This window comes from Klebsiella electrica (assembly GCF_006711645.1).
Taxonomy (GTDB): Bacteria; Pseudomonadota; Gammaproteobacteria; order Enterobacterales; family Enterobacteriaceae; genus Klebsiella; species Klebsiella electrica.
Genome location: NZ_CP041247.1, coordinates 315795 through 338391, shown reverse-complemented (window position 1 = coordinate 338391; position 22597 = coordinate 315795). Strand labels below are relative to the sequence as shown.

The following is a 22597-nucleotide window of genomic DNA, read 5'->3' as shown; positions in this document are numbered from 1 at the left end:
TTGACCCCTTACCCGGCTATCAACATGCGATAAGGTATCTGTAGGTTCATGTAAGCGAAGCGTCGCGGGCTCATTCCTGAGAAGCACGCTTCCTCAGTGCTCTGGGCGGGCTTTACTGTCCGCGCTATGATGATTTCAGCACAGCAGGTGAGTCAGGCTACGGCTGGCATCCATCATTAATGTCGCGAGCGACTCGCGTTTATCGTCAGGGATCTGGAACGCAACGCCTGATACGCTCAACGCGGCAATCACTTTCCCCTGCGCATTGAATACCGGTACCGCAATACAGCGCACGCCAAGGGAGTCCTCTTCGTTGTCATAACCCCAGCCGCGGCGGCGGATTCCAGCAAGCTCCTGCTTGAGGATATTCACGTCCGTGATCGTCGTCTGCGTAAAACGCGTCAGTATTTGATCCGAAGGCAGCAGCTCTTCCAGCTCCTCCTCGCTCAGCCATGCAATCAGCACTTTTCCCAGACCTGAGCTATGTAATGAGAGACGCTTGCCTTCCCAGCTTCGTATCACAATAGCCTGCGGACTTTCGACTTTCAGAAGATAAATTGGCGCATCGCCTTCCAGCACGCCAAGATGGCAGGTCAAGCCGGTGTTATCGCGGATCTCTTCGAGAATCGGTAAAGCGATTTTTTTAATGTCATACTGTTCCGCCGCTTTATTACCTAATTCATACAGGCGTAACCCCAGATAATACTTATCTTTTTCCTGGCGTAATAACCCATGTTCCACCATGCCATTCAGCAAAGATGAGGTGCTGCTTTTCGCAATCCCTGAATTTTGATGGATCTGGGTAAACGTTGCGCCGCCGCACTCCAGAAGATAATCAAATACACGCATGGTTTTATCGAGGGCCGGAATAGATGTGGTAATTTTTTTCATATTATTATCAATTAATTATGAATTGTTCTGCTAATACTATACACCAGTACTCAACCCTTTTTCCATCACAGCAGCCAAATGCCGCCGACAGATTCAGCAGACGAATAACCAGCAGCCCGACGTCAAACGCATATTTATAGACCGCGATAAAAAACGGGGCCAGTGGCCCCGTTGTGACTGCGTGACCGGCTACAGCCGTACCGGGTCGATATGCCAGATATGATCGGCATATTCCTGAATCGTACGGTCAGAAGAGAAATAGCCCATATTGGCGATATTATGCATCGCCGTCATCGCCCACTCTTCCGGATGACGATACAACTCATCCACCTTATCCTGGCAATCCACATAGCTCCGGTAATCAGCCAGCACCTGATAATGGTCGCCAAAGTTGATCAGCGAATCCAGCAGGTCGCGATAGCGGCCCGGCTCCGACGGACTGAACAGCCCGGTGCCAATTTGTGTCAGCGCCTGATGCAGCTCCGGATCCTGCTCGTAAAATTCCCGCGGCTTATAGCCGTTACGACGCAGCGCCTCAACCTGTTCCGCGGTATTGCCGAAGATAAAGATATTATCCTCACCCACGTGCTCCAGCATCTCGACGTTCGCGCCGTCCAGGGTACCGATGGTCAAGGCACCGTTAAGCGCGAATTTCATATTACTGGTTCCGGAAGCTTCGGTACCCGCCAGCGAGATCTGCTCTGAAAGATCCGCCGCCGGAATAATCAGCTGTGCAAGGCTAACGCTGTAGTTCGGAACAAAGACCACTTTGAGCTTCTCGCCAATCTGCGGATCGTTGTTCACCACCGCCGCCACGTCGTTAATGAGGTGAATAATGTGCTTGGCCATGTAATAAGCCGAGGCGGCTTTACCGGCAAAGATATTCACGCGCGGCACCCATACGGCGTCGGGATCGGCCTTAATACGGTTGTAGCGGGTAATGACGTGCAGGATGTTCATCAGCTGACGCTTGTACTCGTGGATACGTTTGATTTGCACGTCAAACAGCGCTTTCGGGTTCACCACCACATTCAACTGATGGGCGATCGCGTTTGCCAGCCGCTGCTTGTTCTCCAGCTTCGCCTGACGCACAGCCTGATTCACCGTCGGATAGTCAATGTGCTGCTCCAGCTCCTTCAGCTGGCTCAGGTCGGTACGCCAGGTACGGCCGATGTTCTCGTCCAGCACCTTTGATAAAGGCGGATTCGCCAGCGCCAGCCAGCGGCGCGGCGTCACGCCGTTGGTGACGTTTGTAAAGCGCATCGGGAAAATCTTCGCGAAGTCGGCAAACAACGACTCCACCATCAGTCGGGAGTGCAGTTCGGAAACGCCGTTTACTTTATGACTAATCACCACCGCCAGCCACGCCATGCGCACGCGACGGCCGTTGGATTCGTCGATAATCGATGTGCGGCTCAGCAGCGCGGTATCATTGGGATACTGCTCCTGTAGCGTCTTCAGGAAGTAGTCATTGATCTCGAAAATAATCTGCAAATGGCGCGGCAGAATTTTGCCCAGCATATCGACAGGCCAGGTCTCCAGCGCTTCGCTCATCAACGTATGGTTGGTGTAGGAGAACACCTGGCAGGTGACTTCAAACGCTTCATCCCAGCCGAACTTATGCTCATCAATCAGCAGGCGCATCAGCTCCGGGATCGACAGCACCGGATGGGTGTCGTTGAGGTGAATCGCTATTTTGTCTGCCAGGTTAGCGAAAGATTTGTGCAGTTGATAATGGCGGCTGAGAATATCCTGCACCGTAGCGGAGACGAGGAAATATTCCTGACGCAGGCGCAGCTCGCGCCCGGAGTAGGTCGAGTCGTCCGGATACAGTACCCGGGAGACGTTTTCAGAATGGTTTTTATCTTCTACCGCCGCGAAGTAATCACCCTGATTAAATTTACCAAGGTTAATCTCGCTGCTGGCCTGAGCGCTCCACAGACGGAGCGTGTTGGTCGCATCGGTATCAAAGCCCGGGATAATCTGATCGTAGGCTTCCGCGAGGATCTCTTCGGTTTCAACCCAGCGCGACTGTTTGCCTTCCTGCTGAATGCGCCCGCCGAAGCGCACTTTGTAACGCGTATTATGCCGCTCAAACTCCCACGGGTTGCCGTACTCAAGCCAGTAATCCGGGGACTCTTTCTGCCGCCCGTCAACGATGTTTTGCTTAAACATCCCGTAGTCATAGCGGATACCGTAGCCACGACCAGGCAGGCCTAACGCCGCCAGCGAGTCGAGGAAACAGGCGGCCAGGCGCCCAAGGCCGCCATTGCCCAGCCCCGGGTCATTCTCTTCGTCAATCAGCTCTTCAAGGTTCAGCCCCATCTCTTCCAGCGCGCAGTTCACATCCTCATAGATGCCCAACGACAACAAGGCGTTAGAGAGCGTACGACCAATCAGAAACTCCATCGACAGGTAATAAACCTGGCGAACCTCCTGAGAAAGCTGAGCGCGATTAGAGCGCAGCCAGCGCTCCACCATACGGTCGCGAACGGCAAACAACGTGGCGTTGAGCCACTCGTGCTTATTGGCAATAGCGGGATCTTTACCAATGATAAACATCAGCTTATAGGCAATAGAGTGCTTTAACGCCTCAACGCTCAGCGTGGGTGATGCGTAGCTAAAGGGTACATTCATCGCAATGACTCCTGTGGTTACATCAAGCGTTGATAAAGTTCTCGATAAGAGTTCGCCGCGACCTGCCAGCTAAAATCCATATTCATCGCCTGACGCTGAACGTAACGCCAGAGCGACGGGCGCGACCACAGCACGAACGCGCGCCGAATAGCCCGCAGCAGCGATAGCGCATTGCTGTCTTCAAAGACAAAACCGCTGGCTACGCCATCGGCCAGGTTTTCCAGCGAACTGTCGGTCACGGTATCCGCCAGCCCCCCGGTACGCCGCACCAGCGGCAACGTGCCGTACTTCAGGCCATACAGCTGTGTTAAGCCACAGGGCTCGAAACGGCTGGGAACCAGAATCACGTCGGCACCGCCCATAATGCGGTGTGAGAAAGCCTCGTGATAACCAATCTGCACACCAACTTTGCCCGGATGCTCGGCGGCCGCGGCCAGGAAACCTTCCTGCAGTACCGGATCCCCTGCGCCAAGCAGCGCCAGTTGCCCACCCTGCTCAAGCAGGCCCGGCAGCGCTTCGAGAACTAAATCCAGCCCTTTCTGGCTGGTCAGACGGCTGACCACGGCGAACAGCGGGGCTTTGTCGTCGACTTGCAACCCCATCGCAATTTGCAGCTGGCGCTTGTTCTCCGCTTTGTCTTCAAGGCAATCGCGATCATAACGCGACGCCAGCAGCAGGTCGCTTTCCGGGTTCCAGATACCCGCATCCACGCCGTTCAGAATCCCCGATAGCCGCCCCTCGTGCTGACGCTGACGCAGCAGCCCTTCCATGCCGTAGGCAAATTGCGGTTCGGTTATTTCACGCGCGTAGGTCGGGCTGACCGCCGTAATATGATCGGCAAAATAGAGGCCAGACTTAAGGAACGAGATCTGGCCGTTGAACTCCAGACCATGCATGTTATAGAACGACCACGGCAGCTCTATCTCATTCATATGCCATGAATAGAACATGCCCTGATAAGCCAGGTTGTGTACCGTAAAGACCGATTTCGCCGGTCGTCCACGCGCTGCCAGATAGGCAGGAGTCAGGCCCGCATGCCAGTCGTGAGCATGCACGACATCAGGACGCCAGAAAGGGTCCAGCCCGCAGGCCATCTCGCTACCTACCCAACCCAGCAGCGCAAAACGCAGCACGTTGTCGGTGTAAGCATGTTGGTTAGTGTCGTGGTAAGGGCTCCCTGGGCGGTCGTAGAGATGCGGGGCATCAATCAAATAGATCCCCACGCCGTTATAGTGACCAAACAGCAGCGTCATGCGTCCGGCAAAGGTCTCTCTGCGCGTCACAACCTGCGCATCGGTGACGCCACGGCGAATATCCGGGAACGCCGGCAGCAGCACGCGCGTATCAATACCCTCAGCGATTTGCGCCGCAGGCAGCGCGCCGATTACATCCGCCAGACCGCCGGTTTTTAACAGCGGGAACATCTCTGAACATACATGTAAGACCTGCATTATCGCTCCTGTTTATGCCCCAACTTCCGCAACATATCACGCGTAACCAGCACGATACCTTCCTCCGATCGGTAGAACCGACGCGCATCCTCTTCCGCGTGTTCGCCAATCACCATGCCCTCAGGAATCACACAGGCGCGATCGATTATGCAGCGGCGCAGGCGGCATGAGCGCCCCACCCACACTTCTGGCAATAAGACTGCCGAATCAATGTTACAGAATGAATTCACGCGCACGCGCGGGAACAGCACCGATTGCACCACCACCGAACCGGAGATAATACAGCCGCCGGAAACCAGCGAGTTCAAGGTCATACCGTGACTACCAGAGCGGTCCTGAACGAACTTCGCGGGCGGCAGAGACTCCATATGGGTCCGAATCGGCCAGTTCTGATCATACATATCCAGCTCCGGCGTCACCGAGGCCAGGTCAAGGTTCGCTTTCCAGTAGGCTTCAAGCGTCCCCACATCGCGCCAGTACGGTTCCGCATCCGGATCAGACTGCACGCAGGAGAGCGGGAAAGGATGTGCATAAGCCATGCCAGCTTCGGTTATCTTAGGAATAATATCTTTGCCGAAATCGTGGCTGGAGTTTTCGTCGTCGTCATCTTCAGTCAGTAGTTCATAAAGATAATCAGCATCAAAGACATAGATCCCCATGCTGGCCAGCGATTTGGTCGCATCGCTCGGCATCGCGGGCGGAGTCGCGGGTTTTTCGACGAATTCGATAATTTTATCGTTTTCATCCACCGCCATGACGCCAAAGGCGGATGCCTCTTCAATGGGCACCGGCATACAGGCCACGGTGCAGCGAGCTCCTTTTTCGACGTGATCGATCAACATGCGCGAGTAGTCTTGCTTGTAAATATGATCGCCGGCGAGGATCACCACATACTCCGCTTTATAGCGGCGAATGATGTCGAGGTTCTGCGTCACCGCATCAGCCGTGCCGCGATACCAGTTTTCGCCATGTACCCGCTGTTGCGCTGGCAGTAAATCCACGAACTCGTTCATTTCTTCGCTAAAAAATGACCAGCCGCGCTGGATATGTTGTACCAGAGTGTGCGATTGATACTGGGTGATAACGCCGATACGGCGAATACCTGAGTTAATGCAGTTAGATAATGCGAAATCGATTATGCGAAACTTACCGCCGAAATGGACAGCCGGTTTTGCACGCTTAATAGTTAAGTCCTTAAGCCGGGTACCGCGCCCACCCGCAAGAATCAATGCAACGGTTTTGATGGGGAGCTGACGCGCCAGCATCAACGGATCGTTCTTTTCTAGCCTAACCATGATTAACTCCTTTTTACATCCCAGCCTTCCTGTCCCTCTCGCCGCGCAGCGGCCGCGAGAGCAACCGGAAGCTTCAGGGCTTACGACCTTTGAAATACGCACACTCCGTGCGCGGGCCCGTGCCAGACAGCCATGACGACCGGATTATCCTCTCCGGCGAAAGGAGGAACGGCATGCCACTCCCCCTCAGGTAATTCCATATGCGCCACCTCAGCGGTGGCATTCACCGTCATTAACCAACGGCCAGACAGCAAAATTTGCAGACGCGCGGTGCCATGCTGCCATTCATCAGCAGTTAACGGTTGCGCATACTGGTTTAGCCAAACAACGTTATCATCCCCTTCCTGCCACCAGCGATTGCTGGTTAATGCCGGTATGCATCGACGCAGGTGAATAAGCGCAGCGGTAAATGCCGTCAGCCCGCTATTTGCCTGGTTCCAGTCAAGCCAGGTCAATGCGTTGTCCTGACAATAGGCGTTATTGTTGCCGTGCTGGCTATGACCATGCTCGTCACCCGCCAGCAGCATCGGCGTGCCCTGTGCCAGCAGCAGCGTCGAGAGCAGGGCATGAACGCTGTCCCGACGCCGTTCAAGCACATCAAGACTGCCTCCTGTTCCCTCTATACCATGATTGCTGCTGTAGTTATTGTTAGTCCCATCGCGATTCTCTTCACCATTCGCCTCATTATGCTTCTGATTGAAGCAAACGCAGTCACGTAGGGTGAAACCATCGTGGGCGGTGATCAGATTCACCGCCGCAGCGGGCTGGCGACCGTTACGCGAAAAGAGATCGCTGGAGGCGGCAAAACGCCGGGCAAACTCGCCCAGCGACACGCTTTGCTGTAACCAGAAGCGCCTCGCGACATCGCGAAAATGGTCATTCCATTCGGCAAACAGCGGCGGGAAGTTCCCCACCTGATAGCCGCCGGCGCCAATATCCCAGGGTTCAGCAATCAGCTTCACCGCCGCCAGATGCGGATCGTTACGGATCGCTTCAAACAGCGGCGCATCCTGGCGAAATTCCGGCGTGCGTCCCATCACCGAGGCTAGATCAAAGCGAAAGCCATCGACATGGCACTCATCGACCCAAAACCGCAGACACTGGCGGGCATACTCCACCACGTTCGGCTGACTGAGATTGAGCGTATTGCCGCAGCCGGTCCAGTTGTAGTAATCCCCGTCTTCTCTGATCCAATAATAGTTACGGTTATCGATTCCGCGCAAAGAGAAGGTCGGCCCCTCAAGGTCAATTTCGGCGCTGTGGTTCAGCACTATGTCGAGGATCACTTCGATACCCGCCGCATGCAGCGCCTTTACCGCATCGCGAAACTCATCCAGCGCACGCGCAGGCTCGCTGGCATAGCGCGGATCGAGCGCGTACATCGCCATCGGGTTATAGCCCCAGTAGTTGCTTAATCCCATTCTCTGCAAGCGCGGTTCACTGGCAAACTGCGCCACCGGCATCAGCTCCAGCGCCGTAATGCCAAGGGTCCTGAAGTAATCGATCATCACCGGATGGCCCAGCGCTTTATAGGTGCCGCGAATAGACTCCGGCAACCCGGGATGCAGCCAGGTCAGCCCTTTGACATGGGCTTCATAGATAACCGTCTGGCCCCAGGGCGTTCCCGGCGGCGCATCGTTCTGCCAGTTGTAATACAGATCCACCACCTGCGACTTTGGCGCAATCGCCGCGCTGTCGCGACGATCGGGAGAAAGATCGCCGCCGTGGAGGCGCTCATCATCGTGCAGTTCGCCCTCAACCCGATGACAGCACGGGTCGAGCAGCAGTTTGGCCGGATTAAAGCGGTGCCCCTGCGCCGGATCCCACGGCCCATGCACGCGGTAGCCGTAGCGCAGACCCGGCCCGGCGGCAGGAAGCCAGCCGTGCCAGATATCGCCCGTGCGCGCGGGTAAATCGAACCGCTGCTCATTGCCTTGCGCATCAAACACGCAGAGCTCCACCCGTTCGGCATGGGCGGAAAAGAGCGTGAAGTTCACGCCCTTTCCGTCATAGCTTGCGCCCAACGGCGAGGGTTTTCCGGCCGCCAGTGTCGTCATTCTGCCTCCCGTACCAGCCAGACGGTCGCCAGCGGCGGTAGCGTAATTGAGAGAGAATGTTCCCGCCCGTGGCTGGCGATAGCCTCGCTTTCCACGATGCCGCCGTTACCGGTATTGCTACCGTGGTAGTGCATCGAGTCGGTATTCAGTTCTTCTCGCCAGCGTCCTGGCTGGTTAATCCCGAAACGATAGTCGTGGCGCGGCACCGGAGTGAAGTTGCTGGCAACGATGATTTCATTCCCGGCTTTATCGCGACGTACAAAGATAAAGACCGAGCGCTCGTGATCATCCACCACCAGCCATTCAAAGCCGTAGGGGTCAAAATCCAGCTCGTGCAGCGCTTTATGGTGACGATAGGTATGGTTCAGATCGCGAACCAGACGCTGGACGCCGTGATGCCAGTTATCGCCGCCTTCCAGCAGATGCCAGTCCAGGCTGCCGTCGTGGTTCCACTCCCGCCCCTGGGCAAATTCATTGCCCATAAACAGCAGTTTTTTCCCCGGGAAGGCAAACATCCAGCCGTAGTAGGCGCGCAGGTTGGCAAACTTCTGCCAGGCATCACCGGGCATCCGGTCAAGAATCGATTTTTTGCCGTGAACCACTTCATCATGTGACAGCGGCAGCACGAAGTTTTCGGTGTAGTTGTAGAGCATCCCGAAGGTCATCTTGTCGTGATGATGACGACGATAGATGGGATCGAGCTTCATGTAGTCGAGGGTGTCATGCATCCAGCCGAGGTTCCATTTGAACCAGAAGCCAAGACCGCCCGTCGAAGAAGGTCGTGAAACCCCGGCGAAGTCGGTAGACTCCTCGGCCATCGTGATTGCCCCCGGCGTCTGTTCGCCGAGCACGCGGTTGGTATTACGCAGGAACTCAATCGCTTCGAGGTTTTCCCGACCGCCGTACTCGTTGGGCACCCACTCGCCCTCCTTGCGGCTGTAGTCGCGGTAGATCATTGACGCGACTGCATCCACCCGCAGAGCGTCGATACCAAAACGCTCAATCCAGTACAGCGCGTTCCCGACCAGGAAGTTGCTGACTTCACGGCGACCGTAGTTGTAGATCAGCGTATTCCAGTCCTGGTGATAACCTTCTCGCGGATCGCTGTGTTCATACAACGCGGTGCCGTCAAACGATGCCAGCGCAAAGTCATCCGACGGGAAATGGCCCGGCACCCAGTCAAGGATCACGTTCAGACCCGCGGCATGGGCGGCGTTCAGGAAGTAGCGGAAGTCTTCACGAGTACCGAAGCGGCGGGTCGGCGCGTACAGGCCGGTCGGCTGATAGCCCCAGCTGCCGTCGAACGGATGTTCGTTTACCGGCAGCAGCTCCAGATGGGTGAAGCCCATCCACTTCGCGTAGGGCACCAGTTGATCGGCCAGTTCGCGGTAGCTTAACCAGAAGTTGTTATCGGTATGGCGGCGCCAGGAACCCAGATGGACTTCATAAATCGAAATCGGCGCATCAAACTGATTGGCCTGCTTGCGGGACTCCGGCTGTTCGACCTTTTCCGGCAGACTACAGATAAGCGATGCGCTTTCCGGGCGCATCTGCGCTTCAAAGGCATAAGGGTCGGACTTCACACGCAGGTGGCCGTGGGCGTCAATCAGCTCAAATTTATACAGCTGGCCGTTATGCGCGCCGGGCACAAACAGCTCCCAGATGCCGGACTCTTTGCGCAGGCGCATCGGATGACGGCGGCCATCCCAGTAGTTGAACTGCCCGACCACGGAAACCCGGCGGGCGTTTGGCGCCCAGACAGAAAAGCGCGTACCGGTGACGCCGTCCATCGTGTCGGCGTGCGCTCCCAGCGTTTCATAAGGCCGTAGATGAGTCCCTTCCGACAGCAGCCAGACATCAAGATCCTGCAGCAGCGGCCCAAAGCGATAAGGGTCGTCAATCAGGTTTTGCTGGTCGTGCCAGGTGACCGCCAGCTGGTAACGAAAAGTATTTTTGCGACGCGGCAGAACGCCGCTGAAGAATCCGCGTGAGTCGAGGCATTCTAGTTTGCCGACTTTGCGCCCGGTTTTCGGTTCAATAACCCAGACATCGGTGGCATCGGGTAATAATGCGCGTACTTCCAGCCCGGCAGCGGTTTGATGCATACCCAGTACGGAAAAGGGATCCGCAAAATGGCCGGAGATAAGCGCATTAATCACGTCTCTATCGATACGATTAGACATGGTTTCATCCTGTTGTAAGTGTCGCCCTTTCCTGTAGCTGACGACTTTTTTTGACCTGAACGGTGCAGCACACCGTGCTTTCTCCTGCTCCGTCCCACCTTCAGGTAAGGCAACGTTATCGTTCCTTACTTAAAGCATAGCCAAGGCTGTCTTACCTCCGTTGGAAAAAATCTAACATCCGCGTTTACTCCTTGTATTACGCAAAAAAAAGGAGGTGTAAGACACCCCCTTTTTGTTCATCCAGTTATCAAGCCAGCTGGCGCAGCATGCGTCGCAGCGGCTCGGCGGCGCCCCACAGGAGCTGGTCACCGACGGTGAAAGCCGACAGGTATTCCGGCCCCATATTCAGCTTACGCAAACGGCCCACTGGCGTGGTCAGGGTGCCGGTAACGGCAGCCGGGGTCAGTTCACGCATCGTAATATCACGATCGTTTGGTACCACTTTGGCCCACGGGTTGTGTGCGGCCAGCAGTTCTTCAACGGTCGGGACAGAGACATCTTTTTTCAGTTTGATGGTAAATGCCTGGCTGTGGCAACGCAGCGCGCCAACGCGGACGCACAGACCATCGACCGGAATAACGGACGAGGTGGCCAGAATTTTGTTGGTCTCAGCCTGACCTTTCCACTCTTCACGGCTCTGGCCGTTGTCCAGCTGCTTGTCGATCCAGGGGATCAGGCTGCCTGCCAGCGGCACACCAAAGTTATCCACCGCCAGATCGCCGCTGCGGGTCAGCGCCGTCACTTTGCGTTCGATATCCAGAATGGCGGATGCCGGGTTCGCCAGCTCAGTCGCCACGTGGCTATGCAGCTGGCCCATCTGAGTCAGCAGCTCGCGCATGTGACGCGCCCCGCCGCCAGATGCCGCCTGGTAAGTGGCCACGCTAACCCACTCCACGAGATCCTGGGCAAACAGGCCGCCGAGGGACATCAGCATCAGGCTAACGGTACAGTTGCCGCCAACAAACGTTTTCACGCCGTTATTCAGGCCAGCGGTAATCACGTCCTGGTTTACCGGATCAAGAATAATGATGGCGTCGTCTTTCATGCGCAGCGAAGAAGCGGCATCAATCCAGTACCCCTGCCAGCCGCTCTCACGCAGCTTCGGATAAACGTCGTTGGTATAATCCCCGCCCTGGCAGGTCACAATAATGTCCAGTGCCTTCAGCGCGTCCAGGTCAAAGGCATCCTGAAGCGTACCGCCGGCGCTGCCACCAAAGGATGGAGCCGGCTGCCCCAGCTGAGAGGTGGAGAAAAAAACAGGGCGAATGGCGTCGAAGTCGCGCTCTTCAACCATGCGTTGCATGAGTACAGAGCCGACCATTCCGCGCCAGCCGATAAAACCAACATTTTTCATAACGTATTTCCTGGGAGATGTGTGCTGTTTGTGCCTAGCCAGTTTCCTGCTGGATCATCTCTCACATTACAAAATGCTGCTAAAGTCGCAAGTGAAATTAATCAATGATTGCACGGCAATCAGAAAAGCAACTTATTGAACGCAGCTTCTGTCGGTATCAGTCTCCAGAAAAACCTCGAAGATTATCGGGGGAATTGCCTCAGGAAGGGAATATTTTCCGCCGCTTTTTTATTGATCTGGATTATGGATCTGCGCAGAAATCTAGCGATATCGCGCCGGGGAGGAAAGCGGAGGAAACCAGGCCTGATGCGGCCTTACGAGGCGTAATCCTTTTGTCTTATCGCTCAGCAGAGAGGGATTTTGCCGGTATCAGGCGGGTGATATGCCCGGCCTCGCGTCGCTCGGCCGGGCAATATTTCGCCGTTTAGCTTAACAGCGTAAACGCGATCATACCAACGATGGCACCGGTGGTGCCGAGGATAGTTTCCATCATCGTCCAGGTTTTCAGCGTCTGCGCTTCGCTGGCGCCGGTAAATTTCCCGAACAGCCAGAAACCCGCATCGTTGACGTGGCTCACTACGATGGAACCGCCCGCGATACAGATGGAGAGCGCCGCCATCTGCGCGCCGCTGTAGTTCAGCTGCTCGATGACCGGCATCACCAGCCCGACGGCGGTTAAGCAGGCGACGGTTGCGGAACCCTGGATAATACGTACCGCGGCCGCCAGCACGAAGCAGGTAATAGCGACAGGCAGACCCATGCCCGTCAGCGCTTCGCCGAGCGCCGGCCCCACGCCGGAGTCAACCAGCACCTGTTTGAACACGCCGCCAGCGCCGATAACCAGCAGGATAATCCCCGCAGGCTGCAGCGCATGACCGCAGATCTCCATCACCCGATCTTTCGCCATCCCCTGACGTACCGCCAGGCCATAGATAGCCACCAGACAGGCTATCAGAATCGCGGTGAACGGATGGCCGATAAACTCAAACCATTCGTAAGCGCTGGAGCCAACCGGCACAAAGCGCGCGGCGATTGTTTTCAGCCCCACCAGCACCAGCGGCAGGAGAATCAGCGACAGGCTAAAGGCAAAGGACGGCATCTTGCCTTCACCGAGGCTTGGTTCGCTAATATCGTCAGGAATATGCAGCTCAACGTAGCGGCTGATGAAGTTGCCCCACAGCGGCCCGGCGATAATCATGCCCGGAATCGCCGCGCACAGGCCAATCAGGATCATCCAGCCAAAATCAGCGTGCATTTGCGATGCCAGCAGCATCGGCGCCGGTCCGGGCAGCAGGAACGCCGCCGCGGCCGCCACGCCCGCAAACAGCGGGATAACCAGTTTCACCAGGTTAGTACCGGTATGGCGCGCCATGGAGAAGGCCACGCTGATCAGCAGCACGATCGCCACTTCGAAAAACAGCGGCAGCGCACAGATAAGACCGGCGAGGCCAATCGCGTAATGGGCGCGGCTGTGGCCGAAAGATTTCAACATCTTCACGGCAATCTGATCGACAGCGCCGGTTTCATGCAGGATCTTGCCGAACATCGCTCCGAGTGCCACGACGATCGCCAGGAAGCCCAGCGTCCCACCCATCCCTTTTTCCATCGTCGCCGCGATTTTATCCAGCGGCATTCCGGAAAAGAGACCCGCGCCAATAGAAACCACCATCAAAGCCACGAAAGCATGCATACGCGCCTTCATGACTAAAAACAGCAGCAGCAAAACGGAGCCAACTGCTGTTAAAACAAGCGTTAATGTACTCACTAGTTACTGCCTTTGTTGATCACCTCAATGGTGCTCGCGACCACGCCTTCCAGCGATTGATCAATATCGACGATTAAAACGTCGCCTTCGTCTGCGCCAGGTTCCTGCAGCGTTTCAAACTGGGTCACCAGCATCTGGGTTTTAAAGAAATGGCCTTTACGCGCCTTCAGACGGCTTTCGATCAGGTCAAAATCGCCTTTCAGGTAGACGAAAGAGAGATTCGGGTTGCCCTTGCGGAGAATATCGCGATAGCTCTTTTTCAGTGCGGAACAGACGATCAGCGAGACTTTATTTGTACGCTGCATGGCAAAAGCGGCGTCGTTCAGCGCCTGCAGCCACGGCGTACGGTCATCGTCGTTTAACGGCTCGCCGGAGGCCATCTTGTTGATGTTGCTACGCGGATGCAGAAAGTCACCATCGAGAAACGCGGCATGCAGCTGATGCGCCACTTCGCTGGCGACAGCGGATTTACCACTGCCGGAAACGCCCATCAGGACATAGACGTGGTGATCATGGTTAGTCGTGCTCAAAGCTTCCTCCCACTGGACACATATACGAAGCCGTACTGGCTGCAAGAATACAGCGTGAAGGCTCGTATGCAGATTGATTGTTACGGGTAACTGTTATCGGTAACATTGTCATGCCGGATTTAGGGATAAGCAATCACCATTCGTGCCAGAAATGAATATGTGTGATCTACTTCAAACTTGTCAGTCTAAATTGATCCGCCCGGTGACAATGTGAAACCTAAATCTAACATCTTAGGCGTCACAACTTCACCCCGAATGCGGGCCAGCAGCCGCTCGGCACCAATGCGCCCCATTCGCTCGCGCGGAGTCAGCACGCTGGCCAGTCGCGGCTCCATCACCTGACCAATATCATGGCCGTGGAAACCGGCTATCGCCATATCGTGCGGAATTTTCAATCCCAGGCGCTGGCACTCAAAGGCGGCGCCGACCGCAAGGTCATCGTTGGTACAGAAGATGCCATCGAGCTGCGGATATTCGCGACGCGCCTGGCGCATCAGCTCAATCCCTGACGAATAGGATGAAGATTGTTCAACCATCACGCTATACGGCGTCATGCCGGCATCGCGCATCGCCTGTTCGTATCCCTTTTGCTTGATGATAGTACGTTCATCGAGGCGCGCCCCCAGATACGCCACGTGGCGATGGCCGCGAGCAATAATCGCTGCGGTCATCTGGCGCGCGGCATCGAAGTTATCAAAACCGACGGCGATATCGAGGCACGGCGACTGGCTGTCCATCAGTTCCACCACCGGGATACCGGCAACTTCGATCATTTTCAGCGTGCGAGGAGTATGGGTACGTTCGGTGAGAATCAGGCCATCAATGTTCCATGAGAGCATGGATTCAAGACGCTTTTCTTCCATTTCCGGCTTATAGCCGTAGTGCGCCAGCATCGTCTGGTAGCCGAAGGCATCGGTGACGCTTTCAATTCCGCGCAGCACTTCCGAGAAGACCTGGTTGGTTAACGAGGGCAGCAGCACGCCAATGGCGCGACTGGTGGCATTAGAGAGGATATCAGGCGCACGATTGGGGATATAACCCAGTTCATCGAGAGCAGCGGCAATCTTGCCACGCAGGGCCTCGGAAACCTGTTCCGGGTTACGTAAAAAGCGACTGACCGTCATTTTGGTCACGCCGACAAGATCGGCTACATCCTGAAGTACGGGTCTTTTCTTTTTCATCGTCCTGACTGTGATTCCTGACTGTGATAACGGGGAGACATTTTCTCAGTTTATCACGGACAAAGCGCAACCTTCCCAAACATCCGGGAAGGTTGCGCAATTTATTTAAACATCTTCAGAACCGCATCAGACCGGCGGCAGATCGAACAGCAGGATCTCACTATCGCTGTCGGCGTGAACCGAAATCGCCTGCTCGTCCCAAATCGCCAGGCCATCGCTGGTGGTCGCTTTGGTACCGTTAATCGTCACTTCGCCTTTCACCACCTGAATCCACACGCGGCGTTCCGCGGCAATCTGATGCACCGACTGTTCATCTTTCAGCAGCGCCCAGCGGTACAGTTCCATATCCTGGTGCACTTTTAGTGAACCGTCACGGGCATCCGGCGACAGCACCAGCTGTTTGCCCTGCAGAGCATCAAAGCGACGCTGTTCGTAGCGCGGAGTGATGCCGTTTTCTTCCGGCATAATCCAGATCTGATACAGATGCAGTTTTTCCGTGTTGCTTGGGTTGTACTCGGAGTGACGGATCCCGGTACCGGCGCTCATGATCTGGAACTCGCCCGCCGGAACCTGCTCTTTGTTACCCATGCTATCCTGGTGCTCCACCGCCCCTTCCAGCACGTAGGTCAGGATTTCCATATCTTTGTGCGGATGGGTACCGAAGCCCTGGCCGGCATCAATCACGTCATCGTTAATCACGCGCAGCGCTGAGAAGCCCATAAAGTTCGGATCATAATAGTTCGCGAAAGAGAAAGTATGCCAGGAATCCAGCCAGCCATGGTTAGCGTGACCGCGTTCGTTAGCTTTGCGTAAGTAGATCATGTTGCACCCCCGTATGTTTTCGATGGAGTCAGTGTGGACTCAATCCACTCACGATCATAGAGGGTGAAAATTGACTCCTCTGTTCAAAAAATATGAACAATTGCAGAGGAGCCAGGAGGGCTTATTTATCGAGGGTTATTGTGGCCGGAGAGGGCTGTTCAAACCCGCGTCCGAGGATCTCCATATTCGTGAGAACGTCAGATTCCTTGACGTAATTTGGCTGACCGTTAACGAGGGTTTCATGCAGCGCATCATAGACCCGCCCATAGTCACCGGTTTCAAGCGGGATCTCTTCCCGCACGGTTTCACCCGCCTCATTGACGTACTCCAGCAGGCCAAACGTATCGTCCGCGCCGAATCCCGGCTCACCCGGCATAATATTGGCTTTCAGGCTGGTTTCCTGCCGATCGATACCGTATTTGATAAATGAGCCTTTATGGCCGTGGACGATAAACTTCGGATACGGCAGCTTCACCAGGTAGCTGGTTTTGACAATCGCCTTCAGGTCGCCGTAGAACAGCTGGGCTTCAAACGTATCGTCCGGATTGGCTTTGTTACGCAGGCTGCGGATGTCATAGGTCACGCGGTCCGGGCGGCCAAATAACGAGATAATCTGATCCATCGTATGCACGCCAAGACCGTAGAATGCGCCATCCTGCGGCACTCCGGGCTGCGTTTCTGCGACCGGGCGATAGAGGTCAAAATGGCTCTCAACCTCCACGATCTCGCCCAGTTTGCCGCTCTCAATCACCTTTTTCATCGTCAGGAAACAGGAATCAAAGCGGCGGTTCTGGTATGGCGTCACGGTCAACCCCCGGCTTTTCGCCAGCGCAAACAGCGCTTTCGCCTCGGCTAACGTCGAGGTAAACGGTTTTTCTACCAGCACATTTTTACCGGCCTCTAGCGCGCGCTTTGCATACTCAAAATGGCTATCCGCATGGGTACAGACAATGACCAGCTTCACCTGCGGATCATTGAGCACCTCATCAAGTTCGCTGGTGAAATGGATATGTGAGTACTGCGGCGCTTGCTCCTGCGGCTTCGCGCTACGACGATAGATATGCGCGACGTGCCAGTGGTCTTTACGGTGCAGAACATACGGAAGGTGGTAGCGGGTAGTGCTTTTGCCAAATCCAATAAATGCGCAGTGCAGAGTCATAACGCCGTCCTGTGTTGAGGTTTCTGCTGCTAACCATAGCGCACCCCGGCGATGAACTTAACGCCTGACCCATTCAGGATGGTGGAAACGGCCGGCAAAAAAGCAAAAAAAAGCCAGCGCGTGGCTGGCTAAAGTAATACTGGAAGCAATGTGAGCAATGTCGTGCTTTCAGGCTTTCCGCAAGGGTCTCCCTGAATGCAGTACAATAATAATCATTCTCATTCGCACTTGTCTACCCCTTTTTGCAAAAATTAGGCATTGACGCATTTTTTAAAGCCAGGGATGTTTAAAAGACCCATAAAGTAGATCAAGACCGCGATGCCGCGGCACAGGAGAAGAGGAATGAGTGATATCGTGATACGCCACGCTGAACCGCGTGATGCAGAACCTTTACGCCAGCTTACTGCGCATCCGGAGGTCTATCACGACACGCTACAGCTACCTCATCCCTCGATGGAAATGTGGCAGGAACGCCTGCTACCGAAACCCGGTAGCCGTCATCTGGTCGCCACTGTCGACGAACAGGTGGTGGGCCACCTCAGGCTAAGCGTCGAGCCCAGCCCTCGTCGCAGCCACGTAGCGACCTTCGGTGTGAGCGTTGCGGCGCAGGCGCGCGGTCGTGGCGTCGGCAGCGCGCTGATGCGCGAGATGGTTAATCTGTGTGATAACTGGCTACGCGTCGATCGCATTGAGTTAACCGTGTTTACAGACAACCCCTCCGCGATAGCGCTTTACCGCAAATTTGGCTTTATTGTGGAAGGGACCGGTAAGAGATTCGCCCTGCGCAACGGCGAGTATGTGGATGCGCATTTTATGGCGCGCCTCAAGTAAGCGCTAAGTATTGCCCGGCGGCGCAACGCTTGCCGGGCCTGAGACCCCGCATCATCCTGTAGGCCGGGTAAGGCGTCAGCCGCCACCCGGCATTTTATCCGCAGCTTCCCGCCATCTCCTGCGCTACCGGCCCATCGATAAGCCGGAGGAGGGTAAATACCCCCGTTCAGCCCATCGGGGATTTGCCCGGCGGTGCAACGCTTGCCGGGAGACCCCGCATCATCCTGTAGGCCGGGCAAACGCAGTGCCGCCCGGCAAATAAATCAGTACCCCGCCGTCAAATCACCGGGCGAGCGCGGATCGGAGGCGCCATACAGCGTCCCGTCCGGGCCCACCATAATGCTCTGGGTACTGCCCATCGCCTCTTTCAACGCCACTTTCTGCCCTTTCTGCTCCAGCAGCTTCAGCGTATCCGGGCTAAACCCCTTCTCCACCCGCAGCTCATCCGGCAGCCACTGATGATGGAAGCGCGGCGCATTGGTGGCTTCCGCCACGTTCATACCGAAATCGATGGTGTTGACCACCATCTGCAGTACGGTGGTAATGATACGGCTACCGCCCGGGCTGCCGGTCACCAGCCAGGTTTTCCCCTCTTTCACCACAATAGTCGGCGACATCGACGACAGCGGACGCTTTTTCGGCCCGACGGCGTTGGCATCGCCGCCCACCAGCCCGTAGACATTGGGCACGCCCGGTTTCGCCGAGAAGTCATCCATCTGGTTGTTCAGCATGATCCCGGAACTCCCCGCCACAATACCGGTCCCGAAGGTGGTATTCAGCGTATAGGTCACCGCCACCGCGTTACCCTCTTTATCCACTACTGAGAAATGGGTGGTCTGGTTACTTTCATACGGCGCCAGTTTACCCGGACGAATCTGGCTCGAAGGTTTGGCTTTGTTGATATCAATCTGTTCAGCAATCGATTTGGCGTAGGCTTTGTTGGTCAGCGCCTGCCACGGCACTTTGACGAAGTCCGGATCGCCGAGATACTCCGAGCGGTCGGCATAGGCATGTTTTTCAGCTTCCGCCATCACCTGCATGGCGTCTGCGCTGCCGAAGCCATATTTATGCATGTCGAAATTTTCGAGGATATTGAGGATCTGTACGATGTGGATCCCTCCGGACGAAGGCGGTGGCATCGAAAACACCTGATAACCGCGATATTCGCCGCTTATCGGCGTACGCTCGACCGCCTTATAGCCGGCAAGATCGGCTTTGGTGATAAGCCCACCGTTTTTGTGCATTTCATCGGCAATCTGCTCGGCAATCGCCCCTTTATAAAACGCATCCGGACCGTGCTCCGCGATCAGCTCAAGACTTTTGCCCAGCTGTTTTTGCACCAGCTTGTCGCCTTTCTGCAACGGCTCGCCGTTTTTCCAGAAGATGGCTTTACTGTTCGGGTGGCTGGGGATGACTTCGCTCCCGTAGGTCTTCAGATCGTCGGCCAACGCATCGTTCACCGTGAAGCCCTCTTCCGCCAGCTTAATCGCCGGACGGATCACCTTGTTCAGCGGCATGGTGCCGTATTTTTCCAGCGCTAATGAGAAGCCCGCTACGGTACCCGGCGTACCAGAGGCCAGATGTGAAGTGAGCGATTTTTTGCTATCCGGGTTGCCCTGATCGTCAAGGAACATATCCCGGGTAGCCTGCTCAGGCGCCATTTCGCGAAAATCAATTGCCGTCGTTTTACCGTCTTTGGTGCGCAGCATCATAAACCCGCCGCCGCCAATATTACCGGCCTGCGGATGCGTGACCGCCAGCGCATAGCCCACGGCCACCGCGGCATCGACCGCGTTGCCGCCCTGGCGCAAAATATCCACCCCGACACGGGTCGCCATCGCATCCACCGAGGCAACCATCCCCTGCCGGGCACGAACCGGGTGAAAGACATCTTCTTCTACACCATAAGAAACGGGCGGCGGGGCGGGATTTGCCGCGGCGGTAAAACTTCCGCCGGCCAGCAAAGCAGCGATGACCACCTGACGCCATGAACGTGTGTTTATCATTGTCTGACTCCTGAAGTATTTTTCCCCGCTTAAGCCTGGCTGATAAGTCCTAAAAAATCATTGTTATGCTGAAAAGGAGGTACACTTAAGTGATCCCACGCAGGGAGGAGAGAACCATGAAAGCACTGTTATTTCTGGCGGCGCTGATGCCGCTGAGCGTTCTGGCGCAGCCGCTCAATACGGACAACAACCCCAACCAGCCGGGGTACGTCATCCCCAGCCAGCAGCGGATGCAAAATCAGATGCAGGTCCAACAGCAGCAACAGCAAAGCATGTTGAAGCAGGATATGCAGAACCAGGCGCGCGCCCAGCAGCAGCAACTCCAGACGCAGCTCAACAACAACCAGCAGCGGGTCATCCAGAGCGGTAATTTGAATTCGTCACAGCAGATGTTGCCGAATACCAACGGAGGGATGTTACAGCGGCAGACGACGCCATAGCGGTCGTCTGCCGGCGGATCAGGCCTGGAAGTCAGGACCGATGACATCAATGGCATCGGTACAAATGCAGTCCACGCCCCAGCGCAACAGCTCAGCCGCCCGCTGGGGTTTATTGACGGTATAGACGAGAATGTGCAGACCCGCGGCTTTCAGGCTTGCTACTCGCGGCTCATCCAGCAGTTGATGGTTAAGGTGGATCGAAACGCACCCCAGCCGCGTGGTCAACTCGCGCCAGTCCTCGCGCCACTCATCCAGCAGCAGCCCGCGCGGCAGCTCGGGTACCGCCTGCTGCGCCGCCTCCAGCGCGTCAATTTCAAACGATGAGAGCAGCGGCGGCGTCATGCCCTGCCACAGCTCACGAGCCGCCAGCGCCACCGCTTTCCCGGTGAGCGGCCCGGTGCCGGTCGTCGGTTTAATCTCGATATTCGCCATCATGCCGTGCTGACGACAACGATCGGCAACCTCGGCCAGCAGCGGCAGCGGTTCGCCTTTGAATTCATGGCTATACCAGCTGCCGGCATCGGCTTTCAGCAGTTCGCTCCAGGCCAGCTCGCCGGCGACGCCCCAGCCGTTGCTGGTGCGCTCAAGGTTGTCATCGTGCAGCAAAAAAATCTGTCCGTCTTTCGACAGCTTGGCGTCAAACTCGATCATCGTATGCCCGAAACGGGCGCCGACATCGATGGCCGCCAGCGTATTTTCCGGCGCCAGTTTCCCGCCGCCACGATGGGCGACGATGTGAGGATAAGGCCAGTGGCTCATGCGCGTTGTCCTGTTTCACCATCAAAGAGGTGCAGATGATCCTCGGGCAGATGCAGCCACAGCGTGCTGCCTGCCGGCGGACGCTGCTGATGCGGCAGCCTGACCACCAGTTTCTGCTCGCCCCAGCGACCGTGGGCAAGGTTATCGGCACCTAAAATTTCCAGCGTATCCATCACCAGCGGTACGCCACCTTCCGCCTGGGAGTTTAATGCAAAATGCTCCGGGCGGATACCTAACGTCATCTTACGCCCGGCATGCCGGCGATGCTCGCCATTCATCGGTAAACGCAGACCGCCTTCCAGTTCAAAACGACGACCATCTTCACTGATGCGCCCGTCCAGCAGGTTCATCGCCGGACTGCCAATAAAGCTCGCCACAAATCGACTGGCCGGTTTCTCGTACACCTCGACCGGGGTGCCAATTTGTTCGGCAATGCCTTTGTTCATCACCATCACCCGCTGGGCAAGCGTCATCGCCTCCACCTGGTCATGCGTGACGTACAACGAGGTGGTTTTCAGACGACGATGCAGCTGCTGGAGTTCAAGACGCATCTGGACGCGCAGCTTGGCATCGAGGTTCGACAGCGGTTCATCAAACAGAAAGACCGCCGGGTCGCGCACGATGGCGCGTCCCATCGCCACACGCTGGCGCTGACCGCCGGAGAGCTCGCGCGGACGGCGCTTGAGCAGGCCATCCAGCTCCAGAATACGTGCCGCTTCCTGCACCCGTTCGTCGATCAGGCCTTTGCCCATACCGCGTATTTTTAGCCCCCAGGCCATGTTCTCTTCCACGCTCATGTGCGGGTAAAGCGCGTAGTTCTGAAACACCATCGCGATCCCGCGATCCTTCGGTTCCATCTCGGTCACGCGCTGGCGGTTAATCCAGATATCGCCGCTGGTCACCCGTTCAAGCCCGGCCACCATGCGCAGCAGCGTTGATTTGCCGCAGCCGGATGGCCCGACCATGACGATGAACTCGCCGTCGGCGACATCCAGCGTCAGCGGTTGAATCACCTGGGTTTTGCCATCCCAGCTTTTGGTTACAGCTTGTAGTTTTAAACCTGCCATAAAAGGTTGAATCCCTTAATTGTTCATGAACGTCGCTGGCGGCTATTTTTGCTCGGGGCAAGGCGCAAACGTCGCAGTTTGGTGGGCCCAAATAAGACGCGAGTAACGCGGTACCGGGCAAAAATGGCCCCAGCCCTTCGGGACGCGTGCCGAAACCGCGTACTCTGCG

At 56.2% G+C, this 22597-nt stretch carries 18 protein-coding genes; 3 read left to right on the top strand and 15 right to left on the bottom strand.

What is annotated here, in order from left to right; all coding sequences use genetic code 11:
* Positions 1 to 135: 135 nt before the first annotated feature.
* From Electrica_RS01525 to asd, 7 genes are all read right to left on the bottom strand, one after another.
* The gene (locus Electrica_RS01525) at positions 136 to 891 is read right to left on the bottom strand and encodes an IclR family transcriptional regulator (protein ID WP_100684460.1); all 756 of its coding nucleotides are present in this window, start codon (positions 889 to 891) and stop codon (positions 136 to 138) included.
* 189 nt (positions 892 to 1080) lie between these two features.
* On the bottom strand, positions 1081 to 3528 hold the full coding sequence (gene glgP, locus Electrica_RS01520; RefSeq protein ID WP_131049152.1) for a glycogen phosphorylase: 2448 nt from the start codon (positions 3526 to 3528) through the stop codon (positions 1081 to 1083).
* A gap of 17 nt (positions 3529 to 3545) precedes the next feature.
* Positions 3546 to 4979, bottom strand: coding sequence for a glycogen synthase GlgA (gene glgA / locus Electrica_RS01515; protein WP_100684462.1), 1434 nt, complete (start codon positions 4977 to 4979; stop codon positions 3546 to 3548).
* Positions 4979 to 6274, bottom strand: a complete 1296-nt coding sequence (gene glgC, locus Electrica_RS01510; RefSeq protein ID WP_100684463.1) for a glucose-1-phosphate adenylyltransferase — start codon at positions 6272 to 6274, stop codon at positions 4979 to 4981. Before glgC ends, glgA begins: the two co-directional genes overlap by 1 nt.
* 80 nt (positions 6275 to 6354) lie before the next feature.
* Positions 6355 to 8331, bottom strand: a complete 1977-nt coding sequence (glgX, locus tag Electrica_RS01505) for a glycogen debranching protein GlgX (protein WP_131049153.1) — start codon at positions 8329 to 8331, stop codon at positions 6355 to 6357.
* The gene (gene glgB, locus Electrica_RS01500; protein ID WP_131049154.1) at positions 8328 to 10514 is read right to left on the bottom strand and encodes a 1,4-alpha-glucan branching enzyme; all 2187 of its coding nucleotides are present in this window, start codon (positions 10512 to 10514) and stop codon (positions 8328 to 8330) included. The genes glgX and glgB overlap by 4 nt, the downstream gene beginning before the upstream one ends.
* A 247-nt stretch (positions 10515 to 10761) precedes the next feature.
* The gene (asd, locus tag Electrica_RS01495) at positions 10762 to 11868 is read right to left on the bottom strand and encodes an aspartate-semialdehyde dehydrogenase (RefSeq protein ID WP_100684466.1); all 1107 of its coding nucleotides are present in this window, start codon (positions 11866 to 11868) and stop codon (positions 10762 to 10764) included.
* Positions 11869 to 11972: 104 nt separating this feature from the next.
* On the opposite strand from asd, the gene Electrica_RS28625 reads away from it, so the two are divergent.
* A complete protein-coding gene (locus tag Electrica_RS28625; protein ID WP_208764235.1) occupies positions 11973 to 12296 on the top strand; it encodes a hypothetical protein in 324 nt (107 codons plus the stop codon).
* Here the strand turns inward: Electrica_RS28625 and gntU are convergent.
* The 5 genes from gntU to Electrica_RS01465 all read right to left on the bottom strand — a co-directional run bounded on the left by gntU (position 12293) and on the right by Electrica_RS01465 (position 17325).
* A complete protein-coding gene (gene gntU, locus Electrica_RS01485; RefSeq protein ID WP_100684467.1) occupies positions 12293 to 13633 on the bottom strand; it encodes a gluconate transporter in 1341 nt (446 codons plus the stop codon). The genes Electrica_RS28625 and gntU overlap by 4 nt on opposite strands.
* Positions 13633 to 14163 (bottom strand): gluconokinase, encoded by a 531-nt coding sequence (gene gntK / locus Electrica_RS01480; RefSeq protein WP_004868532.1) that lies wholly within the window; start codon positions 14161 to 14163, stop codon positions 13633 to 13635. Before gntK ends, gntU begins: the two co-directional genes overlap by 1 nt.
* A 185-nt stretch (positions 14164 to 14348) precedes the next feature.
* Complete coding sequence (gntR, locus tag Electrica_RS01475; RefSeq protein WP_100684468.1) at positions 14349 to 15344, bottom strand: gluconate operon transcriptional repressor GntR; 996 nt, start codon at positions 15342 to 15344, stop codon at positions 14349 to 14351.
* 126 nt (positions 15345 to 15470) lie between these two features.
* Positions 15471 to 16166: a quercetin 2,3-dioxygenase gene (gene yhhW, locus Electrica_RS01470; protein ID WP_100684469.1), complete on the bottom strand. Its 696-nt coding sequence runs from the start codon at positions 16164 to 16166 to the stop codon at positions 15471 to 15473.
* A 121-nt stretch (positions 16167 to 16287) separates the two neighbouring features.
* Positions 16288 to 17325, bottom strand: coding sequence for an oxidoreductase (locus Electrica_RS01465; RefSeq protein WP_131049155.1), 1038 nt, complete (start codon positions 17323 to 17325; stop codon positions 16288 to 16290).
* A 342-nt stretch (positions 17326 to 17667) separates the two neighbouring features.
* Here Electrica_RS01465 and yhhY point away from each other — a divergent pair, with 342 nt between their 5' ends.
* Positions 17668 to 18156 carry an N-acetyltransferase gene (gene yhhY / locus Electrica_RS01460; RefSeq protein WP_100684471.1) on the top strand — a complete coding sequence of 163 codons (489 nt, stop codon included), beginning with the start codon at positions 17668 to 17670 and terminating at the stop codon, positions 18154 to 18156.
* A 263-nt stretch (positions 18157 to 18419) separates the two neighbouring features.
* On the opposite strand, the gene ggt is transcribed toward yhhY, so the two are convergent.
* A complete protein-coding gene (gene ggt, locus Electrica_RS01455; protein ID WP_141963194.1) occupies positions 18420 to 20162 on the bottom strand; it encodes a gamma-glutamyltransferase in 1743 nt (580 codons plus the stop codon).
* 116 nt (positions 20163 to 20278) lie between these two features.
* Between ggt and Electrica_RS01450 the strand changes: the two genes are divergently transcribed.
* The gene (locus tag Electrica_RS01450) at positions 20279 to 20602 is read left to right on the top strand and encodes a DUF2756 family protein (RefSeq protein ID WP_100684473.1); all 324 of its coding nucleotides are present in this window, start codon (positions 20279 to 20281) and stop codon (positions 20600 to 20602) included.
* A gap of 18 nt (positions 20603 to 20620) precedes the next feature.
* Here the strand turns inward: Electrica_RS01450 and ugpQ are convergent, their stop codons facing one another.
* Entirely contained in the window at positions 20621 to 21361 is a 741-nt protein-coding gene (gene ugpQ, locus Electrica_RS01445; RefSeq protein ID WP_100684474.1) for a glycerophosphodiester phosphodiesterase, read from the bottom strand.
* Positions 21358 to 22428, bottom strand: a complete 1071-nt coding sequence (locus Electrica_RS01440; protein WP_141963192.1) for a sn-glycerol-3-phosphate import ATP-binding protein UgpC — start codon at positions 22426 to 22428, stop codon at positions 21358 to 21360. Before Electrica_RS01440 ends, ugpQ begins: the two co-directional genes overlap by 4 nt.
* Between the last annotated feature and the right edge of the window lie 169 nt (positions 22429 to 22597).